Here is a 20,964-nt window from a genome sequence, read left to right as displayed (position 1 = left end):
CGTTCAGGCGGCGGCGAAGGTAACCCAGGCCCAAACCATCGCAACATAAGTTAAGTTGTGCATCAACTGATCCAAACCTGCAGCGCGCCAAAAAGCGGGTTGCGTTGGCTCAAGTCGCTTTTTGTCTGAATAGCTGGCCTTGATGAAATCGATATTGAAATGGATGAACCATTCCAGCGCCCCGACAATCAGAATAAAAGACAACGGCGCGCCGAACACCAAAAAAACGACGACAGAACCCACAACATGCACAGCGGCATGTTGCGCGCGTCCCAAGTGAAAATACTCACCCCGACCGGAAAGCATCTTCGGTGTCTGGAGGTAGTAGTCAGCGAACATATGCTTGATCAGCAAAAGACAAAGCATAAGAAACACTGCGCCAATACTGGCAGTCAAAAGAACCCTCCCGATATCGTTCTGACGCCAACATTAGGCAATAAAACGGGCACGCGTAAATGAACTAGTTCACATTCGGTCAAGAAATTTTCCAAAAGGGAAAAATTTGCTTATCCTGTCTGGATGATATTTGATTCATGCTGTTGAAATTGCATGCATTGCGTTTAATCCACGTCGAAGGTCAGCAGCAGGGGCAGGTTCCATAGAACGCACAATTTTCCGCTTTATCTGGAAATACTCCAAGCGCGAACAGCTGATCCTGCTGGCCGTGACGGCGACGCTGTTTCCTTTGCTGTACCTCACACTTGAGTTGCCAAAACGAATAATCAATGACGCGATCGGGTCGTCCACCTCTGAGGTGACGATCTGGGGCTATTCCATGTCGCAGACCAGTTTTCTGGTCGTTCTGTGCTTTGCCTTTCTGGCGGCCGTGCTGTGCCACGGCCTGATGAAAATGCGCATCAACACCATGAAGGGCGTGCTGAGTGAACGGATGCTGCGGCGCTTTCGCTATCAGTTGATCAGCCGGGCGCTGCGCTTTCCTCAACCCTATTTCGAGCGTGTAAGCCAAGGTGAAATGGTGTCAATGATCACCGCCGAAAGCGAGCCGATGGGCGGCCTGATGGGCGATGCGATCAGCCAGCCGGTTCTTCAGGCCGGCCAAATGATCACCATACTTTCCTTCCTGTTCCTGCAAAGTGTCTGGTTCGGGCTGGCCGCGGTGGCGCTGATACCCTTGCAGGCCTGGTTGATCCCCAAGCTGCAACGCCAGATCAATCTGCTGAACAAAAAACGCATTCAGGAGGTTCGGGTTCTGGCGGCGCAGATCGGCGAGAACGCAGCGGGCGCGTCCACCCTGCGGACCAATGGCGGCTGGCGTTTTCGCCGGTCGATGATCTCAGAGCAATTGGGACGCCTGTTCGGCATCCGTTTCGAGATCTATCAAAAGAAGTTTTTCATGAAATTCCTGAACAACTTCATCTCGCAGCTTACACCGTTCATGTTCTATCTGGTTGGTGGTCTGTTGGTGCTTCAGGGCTCGGTTTCGCTGGGGGCGCTGGTTGCCGCATTGGCTGCGTACAAGGATCTCAGCTCACCTTGGAAGGAACTGCTGACCTATTACAACCAGACCCAGGACATGTCGCTGCGCTGGGATGTGGTTCTTGACCGTTTTGCCCCGGCCGGAATGCATGATGAAACCTTGTTCAAAGGTGAACCTACCGAGTGGCCGCACCTGAACGGCGACATCGTGCTGGATCACGTTTCGGTGCGCGACATGGATGGCAATCAGGTGCTTGATGATCTGGACCTCAGTTTTCCTGCCGGAAAGACAATTGGGATCGCCGCCCCCAGCGAGGAAGATCGACGCGCCATCGGCGAATTGCTGACACGGGAAATACGTCCAAGTGCTGGCCAGGTTCGGATCGGGGATCTGAAACTGGCCGAGGTGCATCAGGCGGTTGTCGCCGCGCGTATCGGGTATGTCACATCACGCCCTGTCATGTTTCAGGGTACGCTGGGCGACAACGTGATGATGCCGATGCGGTTCAAACCGCTGACTGACCCGCCGGACGATCCGGATTTTCTTGAAACTCTGAGGGCGGGCAACAGTGCCGATCCGTTCAGGGCGGAATGGCTGGACCCAACTCTGGCCGGCTTTCAGGACGCCGCAGAACTGCGTGCCTGGTGGTTGCAGTTGATTGATGGAATGGGGTTTGGCGCAGCGCTGTTCCAACGAGGCGCCGAACAGAGTTTCGATGCGGCCGAGCATTGTGAATTGGCAAAGAAACTGATCGAGCTGCGCCCGGTCGTGCAGCAGGCCGTTCGGGAGGCCGGGCTGGAACAACAGGCGCTTGTCTTTGACCGGAACACCTATAACGCGGCCCTGCCTGTGGCTGAAAACCTGCTTTTCGCAACGCCACGTGTTCCTGTGACACAGGCTTTGCTTGCGCAGCAAAAGGTCTTTCTCGGACAGTTGCGTGAACTGGGGCTGGACGAGACATTGATCGCGTTGACACGCGATGTGATCGACATGCTGCGCCAGATCTTCGGGATCGATGGAACCGACCACCCGTTGTTCCAAAAGCTTGGTCTTGATGCAAAAACCTATGAAATTGCAGTGGATCTGGTGGACCAGACCCGCAAAGAAGGTTCGGACGGGCTGGATGACGAACAGCTTGCCAACATGTTGGCGGTGCCATTTGTGATCTCTGCCGAACAGATCGGACCTGCGTTCACGGATGAACTGAAGGATCGCATCCTTGAACTCCGGCACAGCCATTCCGAGAAACTGATGGAGCGTTTGCAAGACGTCTTCGTTCCATTGGATCCGAACGTCTTTGCGCCCGGATTGACGGTCATGGAAAATGCGCTGTTCGGAAAAGTCAGCCAGATTGGCGGTTCCCGTTCAGACGAAGCCCGCAAGCTGATTGTCGATGTGTTGGCTGAAAACGGCGCGCGCCCATTGGTCACAGAGCTGATCTATGATGTGCAGGTTGCTTTGGGCGGTCAGAATCTTCCGGCGGTATTTGCCGAGCCCTTGGCCTTTACCCGTGCGACGATCAAGAAACCTGACATCCTGATTCTGGAAAATGCGCTGGCCAGCTACGACATGAAAACGCAGGTGGCGGTCTATAAACGGCTCCGTGAACTGCTGCCGGACACCACTGTTGTCTATCTGAATGATCAGTTCGAAAACCCCGGTGCATTCGACATGTATGTGGAAATCCGGCAAGGTCGTGTGGTCTCGGACGGAGGGCCTGTGGAGGTGGAGGAAGACAGTGCGGCATCGGCGGACTTGACGCGGAAACTACGCGCCTTGGAACAAACCCCCTTGTTTTCGGGTCTGGATCGGCGTCAGCTGCGCCTGCTGGCCTTTGGCGCGCGCTGGTTTGATGCCGAGCCGGGGCAGGTGGTGTTCTTGAAAGATGACCAACCCACCGACGGTGCCTATGTGGTGCTGGAGGGCGAAGCAGGTCTGTACCTGCCGCAAGAACAGGGGCCTGACCAATTGATCACCAAAGTCGGGCCTGGTGCTTTGGTCGGAGAGTTGGGCCTGATCAGAAAAGAACCGCGTGCGCTGAGCATGGTGGCAGAAACCCAGCTTTCCTGCTTGCGGATCGGTGAAGAAGAATTCCTTGCCGTTGTGGAAAACGACGCGGCGACCGCATTCAAGCTGTTGCAGGTGATCGCCGGCTATGTGTCCAATTAGCGATCAGCAGTCCGTGTTGCAGAACAAATCATAAAGCAGACGGATCACTTTTTCCGTGGCGCCGTCGCGCAATGAATAATAGATCGTTTTGCCTTCCCGACGCGTCGAGACCAACTCTTCCTCGCGCAGGCGCGCCAGCATCTGGCTGACTGCGGCCTGCCGCAGCTGAAGCAGCTCTTCAAGTTGGCCAACGGATTTTTCACCACCACCAAGATGGCACAAGATCATCAGACGCCCCTCGTGCGCCAGTGTTTTAAGAAATGCAGCCGCGCGTGCAGCATTGTCTTTCATGTCCGGCAGAGCGTCTGTTGGGTGTTCCTGAGGTTCGGTTTCGTTAAGTGCCACTTTCTGACCGTCATATCGCGTTTGTGATGCCAATATGCATCAAGGCCATTGATATTGTCACCCCTCGGTTGCCGGGGCGCCCCCTTGAAAAGCGTTGCCTTCAACGTAATCGCATGGGTCTTCCTGCATTTGCAGATGCAAACCGTCTCCGTCATATGGGTGCGCGCGGGCCAGGTCTTCATCGACATCGATCCCAAGGCCCGGAGCATCCGGGGCGGCGACAAAGCCATTCTCGACCCGGATCGAGCCCTTGATCAGTTGATCGTGGAACGGTGTTTCGATGGTTTCCAGAAGCAGCAGGTTGGGAATGGACGCCGCCAGATGTATATTGGCGGCCCATTCCACCGGACCGGCATAGAGGTGCGGTGCCATCTGCGCGTTGAAGACCTCGGCCATGGCGGCGACTTTCTTCATCTCCCATATTCCGCCTGCGCGTCCCAGGGCCGGTTGCAGGATTTCGGCCGCTCCGGCGCGCAGGACGGCTCCGAATTCGGCCTTTGTGGTCATCCGTTCTCCGGTGGCAACCGGAATGCGTACATTGCGCGCGACGCGGGCCATGTCTTCGATATTGTCCGGCGGCGTAGGTTCTTCGAACCACAGGGGTTGGAATGGTTCCAACGCCTGCCCCAGCCGAATTGCACCGGCTGTGTTGAACTGGCCATGCGTACCGAACAGCAGATCGGCCCTGTCCCCCACGGCCTCACGGATCGCCTTGCAGAAGGCAACGGACATGGAAATGTCGCGCATCGCGGGCATGTGCCCGCCGCGGATGGTATAGGGGCCTGCGGGGTCGAACTTCACGGCGGTGTAGCCACGGTTTACCATTTCCGCCGCCGTTTCACCGGCCTGTTCGGCAGAGGTCCAGAAATCGTTCAGGTTGTGCTGGGGCAGGGGGTAAAGGTAAGTATAGGCCCGGATCCGGTCATTCATCCTGCCGCCCAGCAGCGCATGCACCGGCCTGTCGCGATCTTTGCCCAGAATGTCCCAGCAGGCTATTTCCAACCCCGAGAATGCGCCCATCACCGTCAGGTCCGGCCGCTGCGTAAAGCCGCTGGAATAGGCGCGGCGGAACATGAGTTCAATGTTTTCGGGGTTTTCTCCCAACATATGCCGGTCGAACACGTCCTGAATGACATGACGCATCGCTTCGGGGCCCACGGACGAGGCATAACACTCACCCCATCCCGTGATGCCGGTATCGGTCGTCACTTTGACAAGTATCCAGTATCGCCCTCCCCAGCCAGGAGCGGGCGGGGCGGTGACGATGACGTCTAGATCCTGAAGTTTCATCCCAAGTCCTTTTGGTGGGTCAGGTCCTGTCGAACAGGATCACATTTCGCTTGGCCGATCCGGTTTTGGTGTCGGCGATGGCCTCGTTGATCTGATCCAGAGACCAGCGGCCCGAGATCAGCTCGTCCAGTTTCAGCCGCCCCTGCTTATACAGGTCCACCATCCATGGTATGTCGCGCTGAATGACCACGTCGCCCATTTTCGACCCGACGATACCCTGGCCCAGGGCTGCCAATACAACAGGTTCATAGCTGGCCATGTCACCGGAATGTGGCATCCCGATCATGATCGCCTTGCCGCCGCGCCCAAGATAGCGCGGAGCCTGATCATAAGCGGGAACCGCGCCGACAGTGATCAGAACGGCATCGGCACCGCGTCCACCCAGCGCCCTGTATGCAGCTTTCCAAGGTTGATCCAAGCTGGCCAAAACGCCGTGGGTTGCGCCGAACTCTTTGGCGACCTCAAGCTTTTCTTCGGTCATGTCCACGGCCACGATCCGCCGGGCGCCTGCAATCCGCGCGCCTTGAATTGCGTTCAGGCCGACACCGCCGGCCCCAATGACCACCACGTCCTGACCGGGGCGCACGCCCGCCGCATTCACCGCAGCGCCGACCCCGGTGATCACACCGCAGGACAGCAGGCTGGCCAGTTCCTTGGGCAGGTCATCCGGGATTTTGACGATCTGGCGGTGGCTTACCACGACCTTTTCGGCAAAGGCCCCGCATGCCATCGCCTGTTCGAGCGGGCCGCCATCGCCTGTTTTCAATGGACCTTTGACAGTGTCGTAGGGTGTTTCGCAAATTGTCGGTTGCCCGCCTGCGCAAGCAGGGCAAGACCCGCAGGCGCGGATCAGGGTCACCACCACAGGGTCGCCGACCTTGAAATCCCCGGCCGCCTCTCCGACTGCGGTGATCACGCCTGCGGCTTCGTGCCCGTAAACGGCTGGCAGGAACCCTCCCCATGCGCCTTCGGCATAGGAAATGTCCGAATGGCAGATGGCCACGGCATCCAGTGTCACCTCGACCTCGCCCGTGCCGGGGGGTGCCAGATGAACGTCTTCGATCACCAGTGGCTCGCCAAATGCCCGGCAGACTGCGGCTTTGATTTTTTGCATGTTGTCCCTCACTCCCGTTGGGTTCACGGTGGCGCGGGAAAAGGCGGCTCGCAAGGCAGAAACCGCCATTTGCGTGTCGTTGTTACGCTACGACAGGCCGGGACCGTCTAAACAGAAGGAACCCTGCCAGCATCAACATGAGTGCCAGCAGGAAAGGGGCGCCGGGCAGGTAGAGCGGGGTGTCAGGTCGAATGAACTGCGCGAATACGCTGGTCATCACCAACGGTGAGATCACCATCGAAAGCGCATGCAACGCAGTCAGGACACCTTGCAATTCGCCTTGCTGCGAATCTGGTGTGGCCCGTGACATCATCGCCTGAAGGGCGGGCGTGATGACCGCCCCAATGGCGGTAATCGGAATGAGAAGCAGTGCAATCAGGCCGTTGGTCAGAAAGGCCAGAATGGCGAAGCTTATGATTTCAAAGATCATGCCATAGATGATTGTTGCCCGCTCGCCCAAAAGCCGGATGGCCGGGCGGATCAGACCGCCTTGCACGACGGCCATGCCGATACCATAGATTCCAAGCGACAGGCCGATCATCTGCGCGGACCAACCGAAGCGCTCGGTCGTGAAATAGGACCAGATGGCCGGATAGACGTAGATTGAAACCGAATACAGGAAATAGACCCACAGCATCGGCTGGATGCCGGGCAATGATGCTATGGCGCGAAGCGAGTTCACCGGGTTCGCGCGTCGCAGGTTGAAGGCACGCCTGTTTTCATCGGTCACCGTTTCGGGCATCACGAAATATCCGATGCAGAAGGTCAACGCCGCCAAACCCGCAGCAGCCCAGAACGGTGCGCGGGTTCCAAATTCGCTTAGCAATCCGCCGATCACCGGACCCAGAACGAACCCCACGCCAAATGCCGCGCCCAGAAGGCCGAAATTTGCGGCCTTGTCTTTTGGGGCGGACACATCGGCCATGAAAGCCGCCGCTGTCGAATGGGTGGCCGCCGTGATGCCGCCGACGATACGTCCGACCAGCAAAAGCCAGATGCTGCCCGCCATGGCCATGACGACATAGTCCAGCGCCATGACGAACAAGGACACCAGCAATACCGTTCTGCGCCCGTAAGCATCGGACAGATTTCCCAGAATGGGGCCGAAGATGAATTGCATCGCGGCAAAGGCTGTGCTCAGCACGCCGCCCCAGATCGCGGCATTGGCCAGGGTGCCGCCCTGAACCTCGACAATCAGTTGCGGCATGATCGGCATCACAAGACCAATGCCCATAGCATCGATCATGACGATGCCGAGGATGAAGAAAAACGGCAGACGCATCGGACCTGAACAAATGAGTTGTGAGCGGCACCCTAGTCATGCCCGACGAATGAGGAAAGAGACAGTTCCGCCGGACACCCCATGTCGTTGCGGCAGGTTGCTAGAGTTTGCCCGCCAGTTCGGACAGAAGCTCAGCCAATTCCTGCGGATGTGAAAAAAACGGCGAATGCGAGCTGTCGATTGTACGTCGAAGGTTTTCGGGGACGCAGGCGCTCATGTCTGCCTGGTACTCGGTCGGTATCGTGTGGTCGTCGGTTGTTCGGATATAGGCCTTGGGGACCTTGGCAAAGCGCGGGCCGACAGGCAGCGGTGTTTCTTGTGGCAGGATGGCTTGCGGACACAGGCGCGCGTATGCGTATGGCAGGACGTCGTCCGGGCAATCGTGATAAAACAGCTGTGGGATCGCATCCACGGACACGGTATAGGAAAGCCCGTCCGCAGATTTTTCCACTGCGTGCGCAATGGTTTGCCGCGGCCCGCGCCTGCGCATTTCCGCCATCGAAACACCATCCCGGGGGACATAGGCACACAGGTAAATCAAAGCGCGCATTGCATCCGGGCGCGCCTCGGCCGCTGCGCTGATCGGAAAGCCGGCCCAGGAATGGCCGACGACGATCGTATCGGGTGTACAGGCGTTCAAAATGGCATCGCGGCAACTGTCCAGCGTGACGTCGGCCACCGGCGTGGGGTCTGCACCATGGCTGGGCATGTCGATGGCGCGGGCGGTATGGCCCAGGGCTTCCAAAGCGGGGATCAGGTCGCGCCAGCACCAGGCGCCGTGACACGAGCCATGGACCAACAGGAAGGACGTCATTGTCATTCTCCTTCAGACATGTCCGATCTCGGTCAGAAATCCGGTCAGGATTTCTGCGTATTCCGCGGGTTTCTCAACGCAAGGCAAATGTCCGGCGCGGCGGATCAGCCGAAATCGGGATCCGGGAACAAGATCAATCGTTTCCCGCACCAGATCGGGCGGGGTCGATCCGTCTTCGCTGCCCACAATCCCAAGCGTGGGCAGGCGCAGGCCGCTTGTTGGGGTATAAAAGTCGGTACCGGCAATGGCGGCACAGCAGCCCAGATACCCTTCGACTGGTTGGCTGACCATCATATCGCGCCAGGGCAGGTGGTTTTGGGCGCGGCGGTATTCGCGCGAGAACCAACGCTCCATCGTGGCATCGGCCAGAGCCTCGATCCCGCCCTTTCGCACCGCCTGAATGCGCTCTTGCCAGATCGAAGGCGTAGCGATCTTGGCAGCGGTGTTCGACAGCACCAGCGCACGAAACTGGTCCATGCGTTTGACCGCCAGCCCCTGCGCGATCATCCCGCCAATCGAGAGGCCGACAAAGACGCAATCGCGAACCTGAAGGTGATCCAGCAGCGCCTCGGCATCCCGCACCAAAGCGCCCATCGAATAGGGTGCAGGGGGCACCGCGGATTGCCCGTGCCCACGTTTGTCATACCGGATGATGCGCATCCCGTCGGGCATGTATGGCAGCACCGCGTCCCAAAGATGCAGGTCGGTTCCCAGGGAATTGGCAAACACAATGGGTGCACCGTCCGTGGGGCCGTCGATGCGATAGTTCAGTTTCACGTCGCCCAGATCAGCGATCATCATGACAAAGGTCCTTGTCGTCATGCGGTCCTGATGCAATTTGCACAGCTTTCGCACCCATGTCAGGTCAGGAATTCCAACGCCTTAGCAAATATTCCCGGATCGACATTCCCGCCCGATGTGACGACGATCACGTCGTCGCCTTCGATCTCGTCGCCCCGGAAAAGGGCCGCGGCCAGGGCTACGGCGCCGCCGGGTTCCAACACGATTTTGAGGCGCAGAAAGGCATATGCCATGGCCTGCAATGCCTCGTCTTCGGTGACAGAAAGTCCGGGGCCGCAAAGACGATGAAGGATCGGAAAGGTGATATCGCCGGGCTGCGGTGTCAGGATCGCATCGCATATGTTACCCGACGCCGCATTGTTGTTTTGAATGCGACCTGACGCCAAGGATCGTTTGACGTCGTCGAACCCTTCCGGCTCACAGGGGCGCGCCCGCAAATTCGGCGCGTGTTTCTCCAGCGCCAGCGCAATGCCCGAGGTCAAACCTCCGCCGCCGCAACAGATCAGAACATCCGCCTGCGAAACCCCAATTTCCGCTGCCTGCCAGGCGATTTCCAGCCCGGTTGTACCTTGCCCCGCGATGACCTGCGGTTCGTCATAGGGGCGGATCAGGGTCAGACCCCGTTCGGCAGCGATGGCTTCGCCTATTTCCTCTCGTTTTTCATTCGCACGATCGTACAAAACGACTTCGCCGCCCAGCGCACGGGTGTTGTCGATCTTGAGTTGCGGCGCGTCCGACGGCATGACAATGACCGAGGCAATCCCGTGCTTCGCGGCGGCCATCGCAACGCCTTGCGCATGGTTGCCCGATGAATATGCGATCACTCCACGCTGGCGTATGCCCTCACCCAGCGCCGAAATGGCCGACCACGCGCCGCGAAACTTGAAACTGCCGGTATGTTGCAGGCATTCCGGTTTGACCCAAATCCGGCGGCCCGCAAGCGTGTCGAGAAAGGGCGACGACAGGATCGGCGTTTCGCGAACGTGTCCTTTCAGCCGTTCTGCGGCGGCTTCGATCATCTCAAATGTGCTCATGCGGCGTTCTTCAATACCTTCTGTATCAGGTCCAGTGACTGGGGTTCGTTCAGGAACGGAACATGCCCACGATCCGGTACCTCGACCGAGATCAGGCCCGGGTGTCGGTGCCGCATCTCGGCCAGAGTGGCCACGCCCAGAACATCGGAATTCGCGCCCCGGATCACACCGGTTGGAATGTCACGCAAGGCTTCGAAGAACACCCATAGATCAGGGGCTGCCCCGCTTGCAGCTTGTTCAAGAAGCGCCTTGCGCAAGGCTGGATCATATCGCAACTTCAGCCCATCCTTGCGCATTTCATACTGAAATTCTGCCTGTTTGCGCCAGGTTTTCAGTGGAACACCGGGAAATTGCGGCTCCAATACGTGTTTCAATGCGGCGGCGGCTTCATCATAGGTTTTGGCCGTGGGCTGCGCCCCCACGTAGGCCATTATCTTGGCGATACCTGACGGCTCGATAACCGGCCCCACGTCATTCAGAATTACGGCGGCCAGACGTTCGGGGTGGCTTGCGGCCAGCGCCATGGCGATCAGCCCGCCGCGCGATGTGCCCAGAATGACTGCTTTAGCGATCCCCAGATGATCGAGCAGCTCAAGCGCGTCATGGGATTCGCGGAAGATATTGTAGTTCATGAAATCGGAGTCGTATTCCGAACGCCCGCGCCCCCTGTAATCCATGGCGATCATGCGCAGGCCCGAGGCATGTGGCGCAAAAAACGAAAAGTCGCGGCTGTTTCGAGTCAGACCGGCCAGGCACAAAAGCGGCGTGCCGGTGCCGGTCTCTTCGAAATAGATGCGCCTGCCGTCCGTTGTCATGAATTCTGACATCAGAGACCGGCCAGCTTGGGAATCGAGGTCAGATCGGACAGCACATGCGCAGGTGTCCAGGGAAGGCGATCCATGGGTTCACCAATCCGATTGACCCATGCGGTCACAAAACCGTACCCGCTGGCCCCGGCAGCGTCCCAGCCGTTCGAACTGACGAACAAGACCTCATCGCGTGCGCAGCCAAACCTGTCTTGCACCAGATCATAGACACGGGCGTGGGGTTTGAAGACGCTGACGCTTTCGACCGACAGAACATCATCCAATACATCGCCGATTCCGGCGGACTTCACGGCTCCGTCCAGCATGGGGGGCGACCCATTGGACAGGATCGCCGTGTGCAGCCCACCATCCTTGAGGGCTTTCAGCATGGCCGGAACTTCGGGATAGGCCTGCAATTCCCAATAGAGATCAAGCAGACGTTGGCGCAGTTCCGGGTTGCCTTGCAGGCCTGTGGCCTCCAGAGCCCAATCCAGCCCGTCCTGGGTGACGTCCCAGAAATCCGCATGCGCATCCGCCACGGCGCGCAACCATGTGTATTGCAGTTGTTTCAGACGCCAATGCCCCGCAACGGTGGTCCATTTGTCTTTCAGGGCTTCGAAACCCGGCTCGTCTGCCGCCTGTCGGGCAGCCGCGGCAACATCGAACAATGTTCCGTAGGCGTCGAACACACAGGTCGTGATCGCCATATGATCCTCCTTTGATTGCGCGCAGGTTGGCACATCGGCGCAGGGGGTGAAAGAGCCGAGGGTTTACAACATTGTGTCAACCTATAGGGTTGGCCGCTTAACCCCTTGGAACGGCCGGAGGCCACGATGACCGAAATCAAACAAGGCGACACGGTTCGCATCCACTACACCGGGACGTTGCTGGACGGCAAAGTCTTTGACAGCTCGGACGGGCGTGATCCGCTGGAATTCGTGGTCGGGTCGGGCCAGATCATCCCGGGTCTGGACCGTGCCATGCCGGGCCTGTCCACCGGGGATAAGACGCGGGTCGAGATTGCCTGCACCGACGCCTACGGCCCGATCAACCCGGCGATGCGTCAGGAAATTCCCCGTGAAGGCATTCCAGACGACATCCCCCTGGATCCAGGGACACAGTTGCAGATGCAAACGCCAGAAGGTCAGGCCGTGCCTGTAACGGTTGTGGATTCAAACGACGCCACCGTTACCCTGGATGCAAATCACCCGCTGGCAGGGCAGGATCTGGTTTTCGAGATCGAAGTCGTTTCAGTCAACTGAGACATGGTTCGGGCCGGATGTCCGGCCCGGATCTCACCCTATCAGAGCGTGAAACGCGGCCCGCACCTGTGGCTGCGTAAAGAAGACAAACACCAGCAGCAGCGAAGTCAACGTAAGCAATAGCACCCTGGCCCGTTGGCTGAGAAAGCCGGGTTTTCGCCGACTTTGCGTCACGCGTGCATTATTTGCAATGATTTGGTCAAGTTTGCTCATATCGATTACCTGCCGCTAAATGATGGTAAAATCTGGGCAGCGGCAGGGAAAGATATGGTCACATGGATTCGGGTTGAGGCATGCCCAGAACGTGGAAACCACCGTCAACGCGGATGATCTCACCCGTCGTGCAGGCACCGGCATCTGACGTCAGGTACACAGCCGTTCCGCCGACAGCTTCAAGTGTGGCGTTAGAGCGCATCGGTGCATTCTGATCGCAGAATTTGTAGGTCTTGCGTGCGCCGCCGATGGCTGCACCGGCAAGGGTTCTCATCGGCCCCGGGGAAATCGCATTCACGCGGATGCCATCGGGGCCAAGATCGTTGGCCAGATAGCGCGTTGCTGATTCCAGCGCAGCCTTTGCGACACCCATCACGTTGTAGTTGGGCACAACCCGGTTGGAACCCTGATAAGTCAGGGTCAACAGGGAACCGCCATTGTCTTTCATCATCGGATAGGCGCGACGCGCGACCTCGATGAAGGAATAGGCCGAAACATCCATCGAATGCTTGAAATTGGCCCGTGTGGTATTCAGGAACCGACCTGTCAACTCGGACTTATCCGAATAGGCGATCGCATGGACCAGGAAATCTATGGTGGGCCAACGTTCGGCCAGCTCGCCAAAAGCGCGATCCAGAGACTCGTCGTCGGTAACATCCGCATCGACCATGAAATCGCTGCCCAGGCTCTGAGCCAACGGCTCCAGCCGCTTTCCGAATGCCTCGCCCTGATAGGTGAATGCCAGTTCGGCGCCGGCCTCGTGCATGGCCTTGGCAATGCCCCACGCAATCGAGCGGTCATTGGCCACGCCCATGATCAGGCCGCGTTTACCTTTGAGAAGATCCGACATTACTTTCACCCGTTATACTTTGAAAGAACCATGGACCCGTTTGTGCCGCCAAAGCCGAAGCTGTTGGTCATGACACTGTCCAGTCCTGCGTTTTCAACCACTTGAGTTGCAATTTCACCGGGCTGAATGCCTTCGGCAAGCGTGTCGACATTGATCGATGGTGTAATGAAATCATTTTCCAGCATCAGCAGGCAGAAAATCGTCTCAAGCGCGCCCGCCGCGCCCTGAGCGTGGCCTGTCATCGACTTGGTCGAGGAGATGGGGGGTACATTGCCTTCGCCAAAGATGCGGCGCACCGCCTCTACCTCACCCACATCGCCGACGGGGGTCGAGGTGCCGTGGGCATTGATATAGCCGACCTTGCGCCCCTCGGGCAGGGTACCCAGAGCAAGTCGCATCGCGCGCTCGCCGCCCTCACCTGAAGGAGCAACCATGTCGTGGCCGTCTGAAGTTGCGGCATAACCCGTAACTTCAGCATAAATCTTGGCGCCGCGGGCCAGGGCGTGGTCCAGCTCTTCCAGAACAACGATTCCACCGCCGCCCGAAATCACGAAACCATCGCGGTTTTCGTCGAACGCGCGCGAGGCTTTATCGGGTGTGTCATTATATTTCGACGACATGGCGCCCATTGCATCGAACAGGCAGGAAAGCGTCCAGTCCAGTTCTTCACCGCCGCCGGCGAACATGACGTCCTGCTTGCCAAGCATGATCTGTTCGGCCGCGTTGCCGATGCAATGCAGCGAGGTCGAGCAGGCCGACGTGATCGAATAGTTGATGCCCTTGATCTTGAACGCGGTCGCCAGATTGGCCGAGATCGTCGAGCACATGCATTTTGGCACGGCAAACGGCCCGATGCGCTTGGTCGCGCCCGTCTTCAGAACAGTCTGATGCGCCGTCAGCATCGCGCTGGTCGATGGTCCGCCAGAGCCAGCAACAAGCCCGGTGCGCGGATTGACGATCTGGTCTTCGGTCAGACCAGAATCGGCAATCGCCTGGCTCATGGCGATATGTGCATAGGCCGCCCCTGGACCCATGAAGCGCAATGTGCGCTTGTCCACATGCTGGGCCACGTCGATCTTGAGCGTTCCTGCGATCTGGCTGCGAAAACCATGTTCCGCCATCTGTTCGCTGGCCACGATCCCGGATTTACCTGCTTTGAGCGAGGTCAGTACCTCTTCGGCATTGTTCCCGATCGAGGACACAACCCCCAGACCGGTGACGACTACTCGACGCATGTGCGCACTCCTTGTTTCAGACCGTTCAGGCTCAGGCCTCGGACAGAACGACCTTCATGTCCTTGACATCATAAATCATCTCGCCATCGGCTTCGACAATGCCATCCGCCACACCCATTGTCAGGCGGCGCGTTTGAATCGCTTTTTTGAAATCGATTTTATACGTCAGCATTTTACGGTTCGGGCGCACCATGCCGGTCAGCTTTACTTCGCCGACGCCAACGGCCATGCCGCGCCCTTGCCATCCACGCCAGCCAAGGTTGAAACCGGTCAGTTGCCAAAGCCCGTCCAGCCCCAGACAGCCCGGCATGATCGGGTTGCCCGGAAAGTGGCACTCAAAGAACCAAAGGTCGGGTGTGATGTCGAATTCGGCCAGCACATGGCCCTTGCCGTGCAGACCACCATCCGCAGAGATGTCGGTGATCCGGTCCATCATCAGCATCGGTGGGGCGGGCAATTGTGCGTTGCCGGGGCCAAATAACTCACCGCGAGCGCATTTCAGCAGATCATCTTTGTCAAAACTGCTAGGGAACTGGGCCATTCTGCCACCTTTCCTGCCGGGGGTCTGTCTTTACATCTGGCTTCGTCTAACACCCGTTTGCAAGGTCCTGCAAGAGCGGCGCGCCACATCATGTTGTGTTGGTTCTTATCTTGCGAATGAATTTCATTTGTAATTGCCGGTGATGCGCCCCTATATATATAGGCAGCAATAACGGGTATCGGATCGATGACACCTCAGAGCCGCGAAATCGCAACAGGTTGGCTGGTGAATGCCGGCTTGCGACCGACGCGTCAGCGCGTGGCGCTGGCTGAGCTTCTGGTGGGCGACGGCCGCCATCGCCACGTCACCGCAGAAAGCCTTTTTGAATCGGCAAAGGCGAACGGGGATGCGGTGTCTCTGGCAACGGTCTACAACACTCTGCGTGCTTTTTGCGATGCGGGTGTGCTGCAAGAAATCACAGTGGACGGATCGAAAAGCTATTTCGACACGAACACGCATGATCATCCCCACTTTTATTGGGAAGACGACGCAAGGCTAAGCGATGCGCCGTCGGATCAGCTGGTCATTCAGCGCCTTCCCGAGGCGCCGGAAGGTGTCGAAATCGCCTCTGTCGATGTCGTCATTCGCTTGCGCAGGAAGTAACAGACCTTAAACGCCTGTCAGCCCGGCCACCAAAACACGTTCGGCCTTTTCTATGACCGTGTCAGAGGGCCCTGTACCGTGCCGTGCCAGAACGACGGATTCCGCTGTGTCCGGATTGGCGATCGGTACGCTGACCAGATGCTTGTTGTCATAGCTGAAGCTGCTGGGTGGGCTGGCATAGCTGATCCCGATTCCCTCACCATGGGCGGCAAGGCTGCGTTGAATCTCAAGGGATGCGGCCCGGTGCGCGACGGTAGGGCGCAGCCCGTTTTGTCGGAACAGGCCGAGAATGTGTTGGGCGGACAAACCTTCCGAAGACAGAATCAGCGGATAACCCTCCAGCGCCGCAAGGGTGACTTCCGTGGTTGTCGCCAATGGATGATCCGGGGGCATCAACGCTTTCGGTCTACTGTCGAACAGCTTTGTACGGGCGAACCCCGCATCCATGGTCAGGTCGTATGTGATTGCAATGTCAATCTGGCCATCCATCAATCCATTCAGCAGCCCTTCGAAGGACCCGGCCACATATGTAAGGTTGATATCAGTGAACCTGTCTCGGAGAAGTTGCAGGGCCGGGGCCAAAAGGAAGGGGGCCAGGTCCGTAAAGCAGCCCAATCTCAGCCTGGTGGTGCCCGGCGCGGAGGTATCGGACGTTTCGATTCGCGCAGCATTTTTCAGCAAGACCTCGGCCTGGTCTATGAACGCACGTCCCTAGGGTGTCAGTGCCATGGCTGCGCCTCGGCGGCGAACGAACAGCGGATACCCCAAATGGGCTTCAACACGCGTCAGCGCAGTGGACAAGGCCGGTTGCGATACATTGAGATGCTGGGCTGCCGCCGACAAACTGCCGTGACGCCCGACTGCCCAGACATATTCATATTGGCGCAGCGAAATATATAACATGAGGTTAATAATAGCTTCGAAAGATATGATTTGAACAGAATACATTTTTCCGGGCAAAAACAAAAAAACTTCAGGAGCTTCCGATGCCACACCCTCTTGTTTCTCAGCAGATGATCGACACTTATCAGGCCGACGGTGTCGTACTGGTCAAAGGGCTGTTTGCGGATCACGTGGATCAACTGCGCGATGGTGTGGCCGTGAATATGGCCGATCCCGGTCCCTATGCCTCGGAAAACAAGAAGGCGGGTGAAACAGGTCGTTTCTTTGATGATTACTGCAATTGGACCCGGATTCCGCAGTTCCGCGACGTGATCGAGACGTCTCCCGCAGCTGAGGTTGCCGCGGATCTGATGCAATCGAGACGCGTTCAGATGTTTCACGATCACGTGCTGGTCAAGGAACCCGGTACGTCGATGGCGACACCGTGGCATCAGGACGGCCCATATTATTTCGTCGAGGGTCAGCAGACGATCAGCTTCTGGTCTCCGCTTGATCCGGTCAGGCAGGCGACGCTGCGGTGTGTCGCCGGGTCGCACCGATGGGAGAAAGAAGTTCTGCCGACCCGATGGGTTTCCGAGGACGGCTTTTTCCCGGATGAAGGTCAGTACATCCCCGTGCCGGATCCGGATGCCCAAGGTATGAAGATCGTCGAATTCGAGATGGAGCCCGGCGATGCCGTTGCTTTCAACTATCGCACGCTACACGGTGCACGCGGAAACCAATCGGACAGCCGTCGCCGCGCGTTTTCACTGCGGCTGGTGGGCGACGATGCCCGGTATGTAGAGCGCCCCGGCCGAACCTCGCCCCCGTTTCCCGGTCATGACATGACGCCGGGACAGCGCCTGCGCGAGGATTGGTTTCCGATCTTGTTGCAGCGCCAGGCCGGCTCAGAACCACTGACCTGATTCGATCAGCCCGAGATCCAGCAGCTGGTGGGACTGCCATTCAAACGGCACCGAGTTGCGCCAGCGAAAGCTTCGGATGTCAAAGGTTGACCCTGCATTGGATTTCAGCGCCTTCGCGGCACGGAAGGAACAAATGGCGGCCGTCAGGTTGTGATGCCAGGGACAGGAATAGGTATTGTATTCCGGTTCGTTGAAGGTGTGATCGGGTCTCAGCACCAGGTTTTTTTGCGCTTTGAACAATGCGATGCGGTCGATCCTGCGACGTTCGTATGGAATGTGGTCCTCGAACCGCCATCGCAACCCGCCTGAAAGATCCACCTGACGGTCCAGCGGTTGGCCGCTTGGGTCGTGGCGGGTATGGGCATAATAGCCAACACTGTCGAACATGGCCTGATCGGGGGCCACGCCATTGGGATGTGCGGTCAGATCCTCGGCGTATAGGTCAACGACATAGCTGAGCATCGCATTGCGACGCTCTTCACCATGAAAGACAAGCATCTCGCCCACGCTGCGCGTTTCGCAGTAGGGAAAGAATAGGTATTCGGCGTTGTAGCAATAATACATCCAGATGCCGGGTGCGGCCTGAATGATCCTGTTTATGGTTTCGAACACGACCAGCCGGGGAACACATTTCAAATTGACCCGATGTACCTTGGCGGACAGGTCCTCTGTCAGGTGAAACTCGTCCGGGGCAAAGACGATCACGGATTTGAAACCCAAGCTTAGATGATGGTGCAGCGTGCTGGCCAGCTCCACGTCGTCCTCGGCAAAAATCAATGCTACGGGGCCTTTGGCCAGTGCGGCCTGTCCCGATTTCAGGAAATGGTCGAGGGAATCGTACGTCATCGGGTGCTTTTTGGTCCGGTCTTGCTGGAAAGTCCTGCCAAATTCGGGTAATTGCGCCCGCATTGCAAGCGGCGTTCGAAGCGTATAGATGACGCCGATCCAGCGAATGCAAAGGCCCGTCCCATGTCCGAACCGAAGAAGCTGTTTATCAAGACTTATGGCTGTCAGATGAACGTCTATGACAGTGAACGCATGTCCGAGGCGCTGGGCGGGCAGGGCTATGTCGAAACCAAAACGCCTGACGATGCCGACATGATTCTGCTGAACACTTGTCACATCCGCGAAAAAGCGGCTGAGAAAGTGTATTCGGAACTCGGTCGCTTCAAGGGTCTGAAGGCCGAAAAGCCTGACCTGAAGATCGGTGTGGCAGGCTGTGTTGCGCAGGCCGAAGGTGAAGAAATCATGCGCCGCCAGCCGCTGGTCGATCTGGTAGTCGGTCCGCAAAGCTATCACCGTCTGCCCGAGATGGAGGCCAAGACCCGTGCGGGCGAAAAGGCGCTGGACACCGATTTCCCCGAGGAAGACAAGTTCGAAAAACTGAAAAACCGTCCCAAGGCCAAACGCGGCCCGACGGCGTTTCTGACCGTTCAGGAAGGGTGCGACAAGTTCTGCGCCTTCTGCGTGGTGCCTTATACGCGTGGGGCCGAAGTCAGCCGCCCCGCGGATCGCATCATCCGCGAAGCCCATGATCTGGTTGAACGCGGCGTGCGCGAGATCACGCTGTTGGGCCAGAACGTGAACGCCTATCACGGGGCCGGCCCCGACGGAGACATGACCCTGGCAGGGCTGATCTGGGAACTGAACAAGGTTGACGGGCTGGAACGTATTCGTTTCACCACGTCGCACCCCAATGACATGGCCGACGACCTGATCGAGGCACATGGCAGCTGTGAGAAACTGATGCCGTATCTGCACCTGCCGGTTCAGTCGGGCTCGGACCGTATCCTCAAGCGAATGAATCGCAGCCACACGGCAGAAAGCTATCTGCGCCTGATCGAACGCATTCGTGCGGCGCGCCCGGATATCGTGATGTCAGGGGATTTCATCGTCGGCTTCCCCGAAGAAACCGAAGAGGATTTTCAGGCAACGATGGATTTGGTTGAAGAGGTCAAATACGGCTACGCCTATTCCTTCAAGTATTCCACACGCCCGGGAACACCGGCGGCCGAACGGGCTCAGGTTGATCCGGCTGCGGCGGATGATCGATTGCAGCGCCTTCAGGCCCTTATCACAAGACACCAAAGGGAAATTCAGGACGGTATGGTCGGTCGTACAGTCCGCGTTTTGTTTGAAAAACCGGGCCGCCTGCCGGGCCAGATGGTCGGAAAATCCGAGTATCTGCATTCGGTGCACGTGAAGGGCACCGGGATTGCCGTTGGTGATCTGAAAGAGGTCCGGATCACCGACTCGGGCGCCAATTCTTTGGCGGGTGAGCTGCTCTGAGTCGGTAAGATTCCGCCGTTCAGACACCATAGTTGGTGTTTGTTTCGAAAATTTACCCTTGATTTATTGCTTGGAACTATGCTCGGAGAGGAGCCATGTTTTTTCAGGCGCCGTTTTTGCGTCAAAAAAACGATTATTCGCCGATCCCGAGATCGGAGTGATGGAGGTACGAGTGCCAATCTTGAACAGCTTCAGGACCCTGAGCCTAGTGAAAACCTTGCCTTTGGCCTCGGTTGTCACTTTTTTTGCCAGCGCGACGATTGCCGGAGACCTGAAGGGCACGACAACCGATCCTGTCGTTATCAGCCCCAAGAAGTTCAGCAGTGACGTCAGTGCATTTTACCTGGGGATTGCTGGCGGCTACGCATCTGGCTGGGACGATCGATTTGGTCTGAGAACGCCCGCCGGGCTGTTTGATATTGGCGACCTGAACGTATCCGGCGCATACGGTGGCTTTCGTGGTGGCTGGCGTGGTGTTCTGCCTTCAAGGTGGGGGCGTGATTTCGTTTATGGTTTTGAAGTCAGTTATGATTTCGGATCCTTGGACGATAGTGTCAGAACCCAGATCTCTGGTGCCGATGTTCAGGGTGGGACAGAGGTTTCTGACGTTTTGTCCCTCAGGTACCGAAGCGGCCTGACAAGTCGAAACGGTCGGGTTCTGTACTTTTTCAGTGTCGGTTACTTGTGGGGGGATGTTGAGACAACCAACAATATCGCAACGGGGACTTCGACACAGAATTTTGCGGTGTCGGATCGGCGGGGCGGATATACCGCAAGCATCGGTGCCGAACACAAGCTGACAGACAATTGGTCGGTCACCGGCGAATACGAATACGTCCAGTTCAAATCCGAAGACGTTCAATTCGGTTCGGGCTTTTCCACGAAGTCCACACCGAAATACGGCGGCTTGAGATTCGGGCTGAACTATACGTTCTGATGCGCGTCTGACAGGCTTTTTCTTTTGTATGATCGGCGCTTTTGTCATCTGTGGGCTTATTTTTGAAACTGTGGCTTGCGCCCACCGAGATTTGTTGTCTACGCTCAGGGTGAACTGCCAAGACAGGAGAACG

General features: G+C 57.7%; 22 protein-coding genes. 6 read left to right on the top strand and 16 right to left on the bottom strand.

Annotated features, from left to right (window positions below; genetic code table 11):
* Positions 1-3: 3 nt before the first annotated feature.
* Positions 4-366 carry a DUF3307 domain-containing protein gene (locus GS620_RS13820; protein WP_371419740.1) on the bottom strand — a complete coding sequence of 121 codons (363 nt, stop codon included), beginning with the start codon at positions 364-366 and terminating at the stop codon, positions 4-6.
* A gap of 244 nt (positions 367-610) precedes the next feature.
* Here GS620_RS13820 and GS620_RS13815 point away from each other — a divergent pair, with 244 nt between their 5' ends.
* Positions 611-3,607, top strand: coding sequence for a cyclic nucleotide-binding domain-containing protein (locus GS620_RS13815; protein ID WP_171616455.1), 2,997 nt, complete (start codon positions 611-613; stop codon positions 3,605-3,607).
* Between the two features lie 3 nt (positions 3,608-3,610).
* Here the strand turns inward: GS620_RS13815 and GS620_RS13810 are convergent, their stop codons facing one another.
* The 9 genes from GS620_RS13810 to GS620_RS13770 all read right to left on the bottom strand — a co-directional run bounded on the left by GS620_RS13810 (position 3,611) and on the right by GS620_RS13770 (position 11,800).
* Positions 3,611-3,898: a helix-turn-helix transcriptional regulator gene (locus tag GS620_RS13810; protein ID WP_170345119.1), complete on the bottom strand. Its 288-nt coding sequence runs from the start codon at positions 3,896-3,898 to the stop codon at positions 3,611-3,613.
* Positions 3,899-4,009: 111 nt separating this feature from the next.
* Positions 4,010-5,242, bottom strand: coding sequence for a mandelate racemase/muconate lactonizing enzyme family protein (locus tag GS620_RS13805; RefSeq protein WP_171616383.1), 1,233 nt, complete (start codon positions 5,240-5,242; stop codon positions 4,010-4,012).
* A gap of 19 nt (positions 5,243-5,261) precedes the next feature.
* On the bottom strand, positions 5,262-6,356 hold the full coding sequence (locus GS620_RS13800) for a Zn-dependent alcohol dehydrogenase (protein WP_171117350.1): 1,095 nt from the start codon (positions 6,354-6,356) through the stop codon (positions 5,262-5,264).
* Between the two features lie 82 nt (positions 6,357-6,438).
* Positions 6,439-7,638, bottom strand: a complete 1,200-nt coding sequence (locus GS620_RS13795) for a TCR/Tet family MFS transporter (protein ID WP_171616381.1) — start codon at positions 7,636-7,638, stop codon at positions 6,439-6,441.
* 100 nt (positions 7,639-7,738) lie between these two features.
* Positions 7,739-8,452, bottom strand: coding sequence for an alpha/beta fold hydrolase (locus tag GS620_RS13790; RefSeq protein WP_171616379.1), 714 nt, complete (start codon positions 8,450-8,452; stop codon positions 7,739-7,741).
* 12 nt (positions 8,453-8,464) lie between these two features.
* The gene (gene pcaD, locus GS620_RS13785; protein ID WP_171616453.1) at positions 8,465-9,253 is read right to left on the bottom strand and encodes a 3-oxoadipate enol-lactonase; all 789 of its coding nucleotides are present in this window, start codon (positions 9,251-9,253) and stop codon (positions 8,465-8,467) included.
* A 59-nt stretch (positions 9,254-9,312) separates the two neighbouring features.
* Positions 9,313-10,287, bottom strand: coding sequence for a threonine/serine dehydratase (locus GS620_RS13780; RefSeq protein WP_171616377.1), 975 nt, complete (start codon positions 10,285-10,287; stop codon positions 9,313-9,315).
* Positions 10,284-11,114: an alpha/beta fold hydrolase gene (locus GS620_RS13775; RefSeq protein WP_171616375.1), complete on the bottom strand. Its 831-nt coding sequence runs from the start codon at positions 11,112-11,114 to the stop codon at positions 10,284-10,286. The genes GS620_RS13780 and GS620_RS13775 overlap by 4 nt, the downstream gene beginning before the upstream one ends.
* Positions 11,114-11,800, bottom strand: coding sequence for a haloacid dehalogenase type II (locus tag GS620_RS13770; RefSeq protein WP_171616373.1), 687 nt, complete (start codon positions 11,798-11,800; stop codon positions 11,114-11,116). Before GS620_RS13770 ends, GS620_RS13775 begins: the two co-directional genes overlap by 1 nt.
* 126 nt (positions 11,801-11,926) lie before the next feature.
* Here GS620_RS13770 and GS620_RS13765 point away from each other — a divergent pair, with 126 nt between their 5' ends.
* Complete coding sequence (locus GS620_RS13765) at positions 11,927-12,355, top strand: peptidylprolyl isomerase (protein WP_171117363.1); 429 nt, start codon at positions 11,927-11,929, stop codon at positions 12,353-12,355.
* A gap of 271 nt (positions 12,356-12,626) precedes the next feature.
* Here GS620_RS13765 and GS620_RS13760 read toward each other — a convergent pair whose 3' ends face one another.
* From GS620_RS13760 to fabA, 3 genes are read right to left on the bottom strand one after another with little or no spacing between them, the layout of a single operon-like run.
* Positions 12,627-13,418 (bottom strand): enoyl-ACP reductase, encoded by a 792-nt coding sequence (locus tag GS620_RS13760; RefSeq protein ID WP_171117365.1) that lies wholly within the window; start codon positions 13,416-13,418, stop codon positions 12,627-12,629.
* Between the two features lie 5 nt (positions 13,419-13,423).
* Positions 13,424-14,653: a beta-ketoacyl-ACP synthase I gene (gene fabB / locus GS620_RS13755; protein WP_171616371.1), complete on the bottom strand. Its 1,230-nt coding sequence runs from the start codon at positions 14,651-14,653 to the stop codon at positions 13,424-13,426.
* A gap of 31 nt (positions 14,654-14,684) precedes the next feature.
* Complete coding sequence (gene fabA / locus GS620_RS13750; protein WP_171616369.1) at positions 14,685-15,194, bottom strand: bifunctional 3-hydroxydecanoyl-ACP dehydratase/trans-2-decenoyl-ACP isomerase; 510 nt, start codon at positions 15,192-15,194, stop codon at positions 14,685-14,687.
* A 186-nt stretch (positions 15,195-15,380) separates the two neighbouring features.
* Here fabA and irrA point away from each other — a divergent pair, with 186 nt between their 5' ends.
* A complete protein-coding gene (irrA, locus tag GS620_RS13745; protein WP_117872833.1) occupies positions 15,381-15,797 on the top strand; it encodes an iron response transcriptional regulator IrrA in 417 nt (138 codons plus the stop codon).
* 6 nt (positions 15,798-15,803) lie between these two features.
* Here irrA and GS620_RS13740 read toward each other — a convergent pair whose 3' ends face one another.
* Positions 15,804-16,478: a LysR substrate-binding domain-containing protein gene (locus GS620_RS13740; RefSeq protein WP_253283933.1), complete on the bottom strand. Its 675-nt coding sequence runs from the start codon at positions 16,476-16,478 to the stop codon at positions 15,804-15,806.
* Between the two features lie 30 nt (positions 16,479-16,508).
* Complete coding sequence (locus GS620_RS22060; RefSeq protein ID WP_371809808.1) at positions 16,509-16,790, bottom strand: LysR family transcriptional regulator; 282 nt, start codon at positions 16,788-16,790, stop codon at positions 16,509-16,511.
* Between GS620_RS22060 and GS620_RS13735 the strand changes: the two genes are divergently transcribed.
* A complete protein-coding gene (locus GS620_RS13735) occupies positions 16,784-17,605 on the top strand; it encodes a phytanoyl-CoA dioxygenase family protein (protein WP_171616367.1) in 822 nt (273 codons plus the stop codon). The two genes, GS620_RS22060 and GS620_RS13735, sit on opposite strands and share 7 nt — an antisense overlap.
* Here the strand turns inward: GS620_RS13735 and GS620_RS13730 are convergent.
* Positions 17,588-18,451, bottom strand: coding sequence for a hypothetical protein (locus GS620_RS13730; RefSeq protein WP_171616364.1), 864 nt, complete (start codon positions 18,449-18,451; stop codon positions 17,588-17,590). The two genes, GS620_RS13735 and GS620_RS13730, sit on opposite strands and share 18 nt — an antisense overlap.
* A gap of 123 nt (positions 18,452-18,574) precedes the next feature.
* Here GS620_RS13730 and miaB point away from each other — a divergent pair, with 123 nt between their 5' ends.
* Complete coding sequence (miaB, locus tag GS620_RS13725) at positions 18,575-19,894, top strand: tRNA (N6-isopentenyl adenosine(37)-C2)-methylthiotransferase MiaB (protein WP_171232632.1); 1,320 nt, start codon at positions 18,575-18,577, stop codon at positions 19,892-19,894.
* 172 nt (positions 19,895-20,066) lie between these two features.
* Positions 20,067-20,831, top strand: coding sequence for an outer membrane protein (locus GS620_RS13720; RefSeq protein ID WP_367396956.1), 765 nt, complete (start codon positions 20,067-20,069; stop codon positions 20,829-20,831).
* Positions 20,832-20,964 lie beyond the last annotated feature (133 nt).

The organism is Ruegeria sp. HKCCD6428, assembly GCF_013110595.1.
GTDB lineage: Bacteria > Pseudomonadota > Alphaproteobacteria > Rhodobacterales > Rhodobacteraceae > Ruegeria.
The sequence above is the reverse complement of the archived record's forward strand: the minus strand, read 5'-3'. Positions and strand labels throughout refer to the sequence as shown.

Coding starts and splice junctions, on each gene's coding strand:
- pcaD (WP_171616453.1), bottom strand. CDS start 9,253: ATGATGATCGCTGATCTGGGCGACGTGAAACTGAACTATCGCATCGAC.
- GS620_RS13730 (WP_171616364.1), bottom strand. CDS start 18,451: ATGACGTACGATTCCCTCGACCATTTCCTGAAATCGGGACAGGCCGCA.
- GS620_RS13820 (WP_371419740.1), bottom strand. CDS start 366: ATGCTTTGTCTTTTGCTGATCAAGCATATGTTCGCTGACTACTACCTC.
- GS620_RS13775 (WP_171616375.1), bottom strand. CDS start 11,114: ATGTCAGAATTCATGACAACGGACGGCAGGCGCATCTATTTCGAAGAG.
- GS620_RS13735 (WP_171616367.1), top strand. CDS start 16,784: ATGCCACACCCTCTTGTTTCTCAGCAGATGATCGACACTTATCAGGCC.
- GS620_RS13770 (WP_171616373.1), bottom strand. CDS start 11,800: ATGGCGATCACGACCTGTGTGTTCGACGCCTACGGAACATTGTTCGAT.
- GS620_RS13795 (WP_171616381.1), bottom strand. CDS start 7,638: ATGCGTCTGCCGTTTTTCTTCATCCTCGGCATCGTCATGATCGATGCT.
- GS620_RS13760 (WP_171117365.1), bottom strand. CDS start 13,418: ATGTCGGATCTTCTCAAAGGTAAACGCGGCCTGATCATGGGCGTGGCC.
- GS620_RS13800 (WP_171117350.1), bottom strand. CDS start 6,356: ATGCAAAAAATCAAAGCCGCAGTCTGCCGGGCATTTGGCGAGCCACTG.
- GS620_RS13780 (WP_171616377.1), bottom strand. CDS start 10,287: ATGAGCACATTTGAGATGATCGAAGCCGCCGCAGAACGGCTGAAAGGA.
- fabA (WP_171616369.1), bottom strand. CDS start 15,194: ATGGCCCAGTTCCCTAGCAGTTTTGACAAAGATGATCTGCTGAAATGC.
- irrA (WP_117872833.1), top strand. CDS start 15,381: ATGACACCTCAGAGCCGCGAAATCGCAACAGGTTGGCTGGTGAATGCC.
- fabB (WP_171616371.1), bottom strand. CDS start 14,653: ATGCGTCGAGTAGTCGTCACCGGTCTGGGGGTTGTGTCCTCGATCGGG.
- GS620_RS13790 (WP_171616379.1), bottom strand. CDS start 8,452: ATGACGTCCTTCCTGTTGGTCCATGGCTCGTGTCACGGCGCCTGGTGC.
- miaB (WP_171232632.1), top strand. CDS start 18,575: ATGTCCGAACCGAAGAAGCTGTTTATCAAGACTTATGGCTGTCAGATG.
- GS620_RS13765 (WP_171117363.1), top strand. CDS start 11,927: ATGACCGAAATCAAACAAGGCGACACGGTTCGCATCCACTACACCGGG.
- GS620_RS13810 (WP_170345119.1), bottom strand. CDS start 3,898: ATGAAAGACAATGCTGCACGCGCGGCTGCATTTCTTAAAACACTGGCG.
- GS620_RS13805 (WP_171616383.1), bottom strand. CDS start 5,242: ATGAAACTTCAGGATCTAGACGTCATCGTCACCGCCCCGCCCGCTCCT.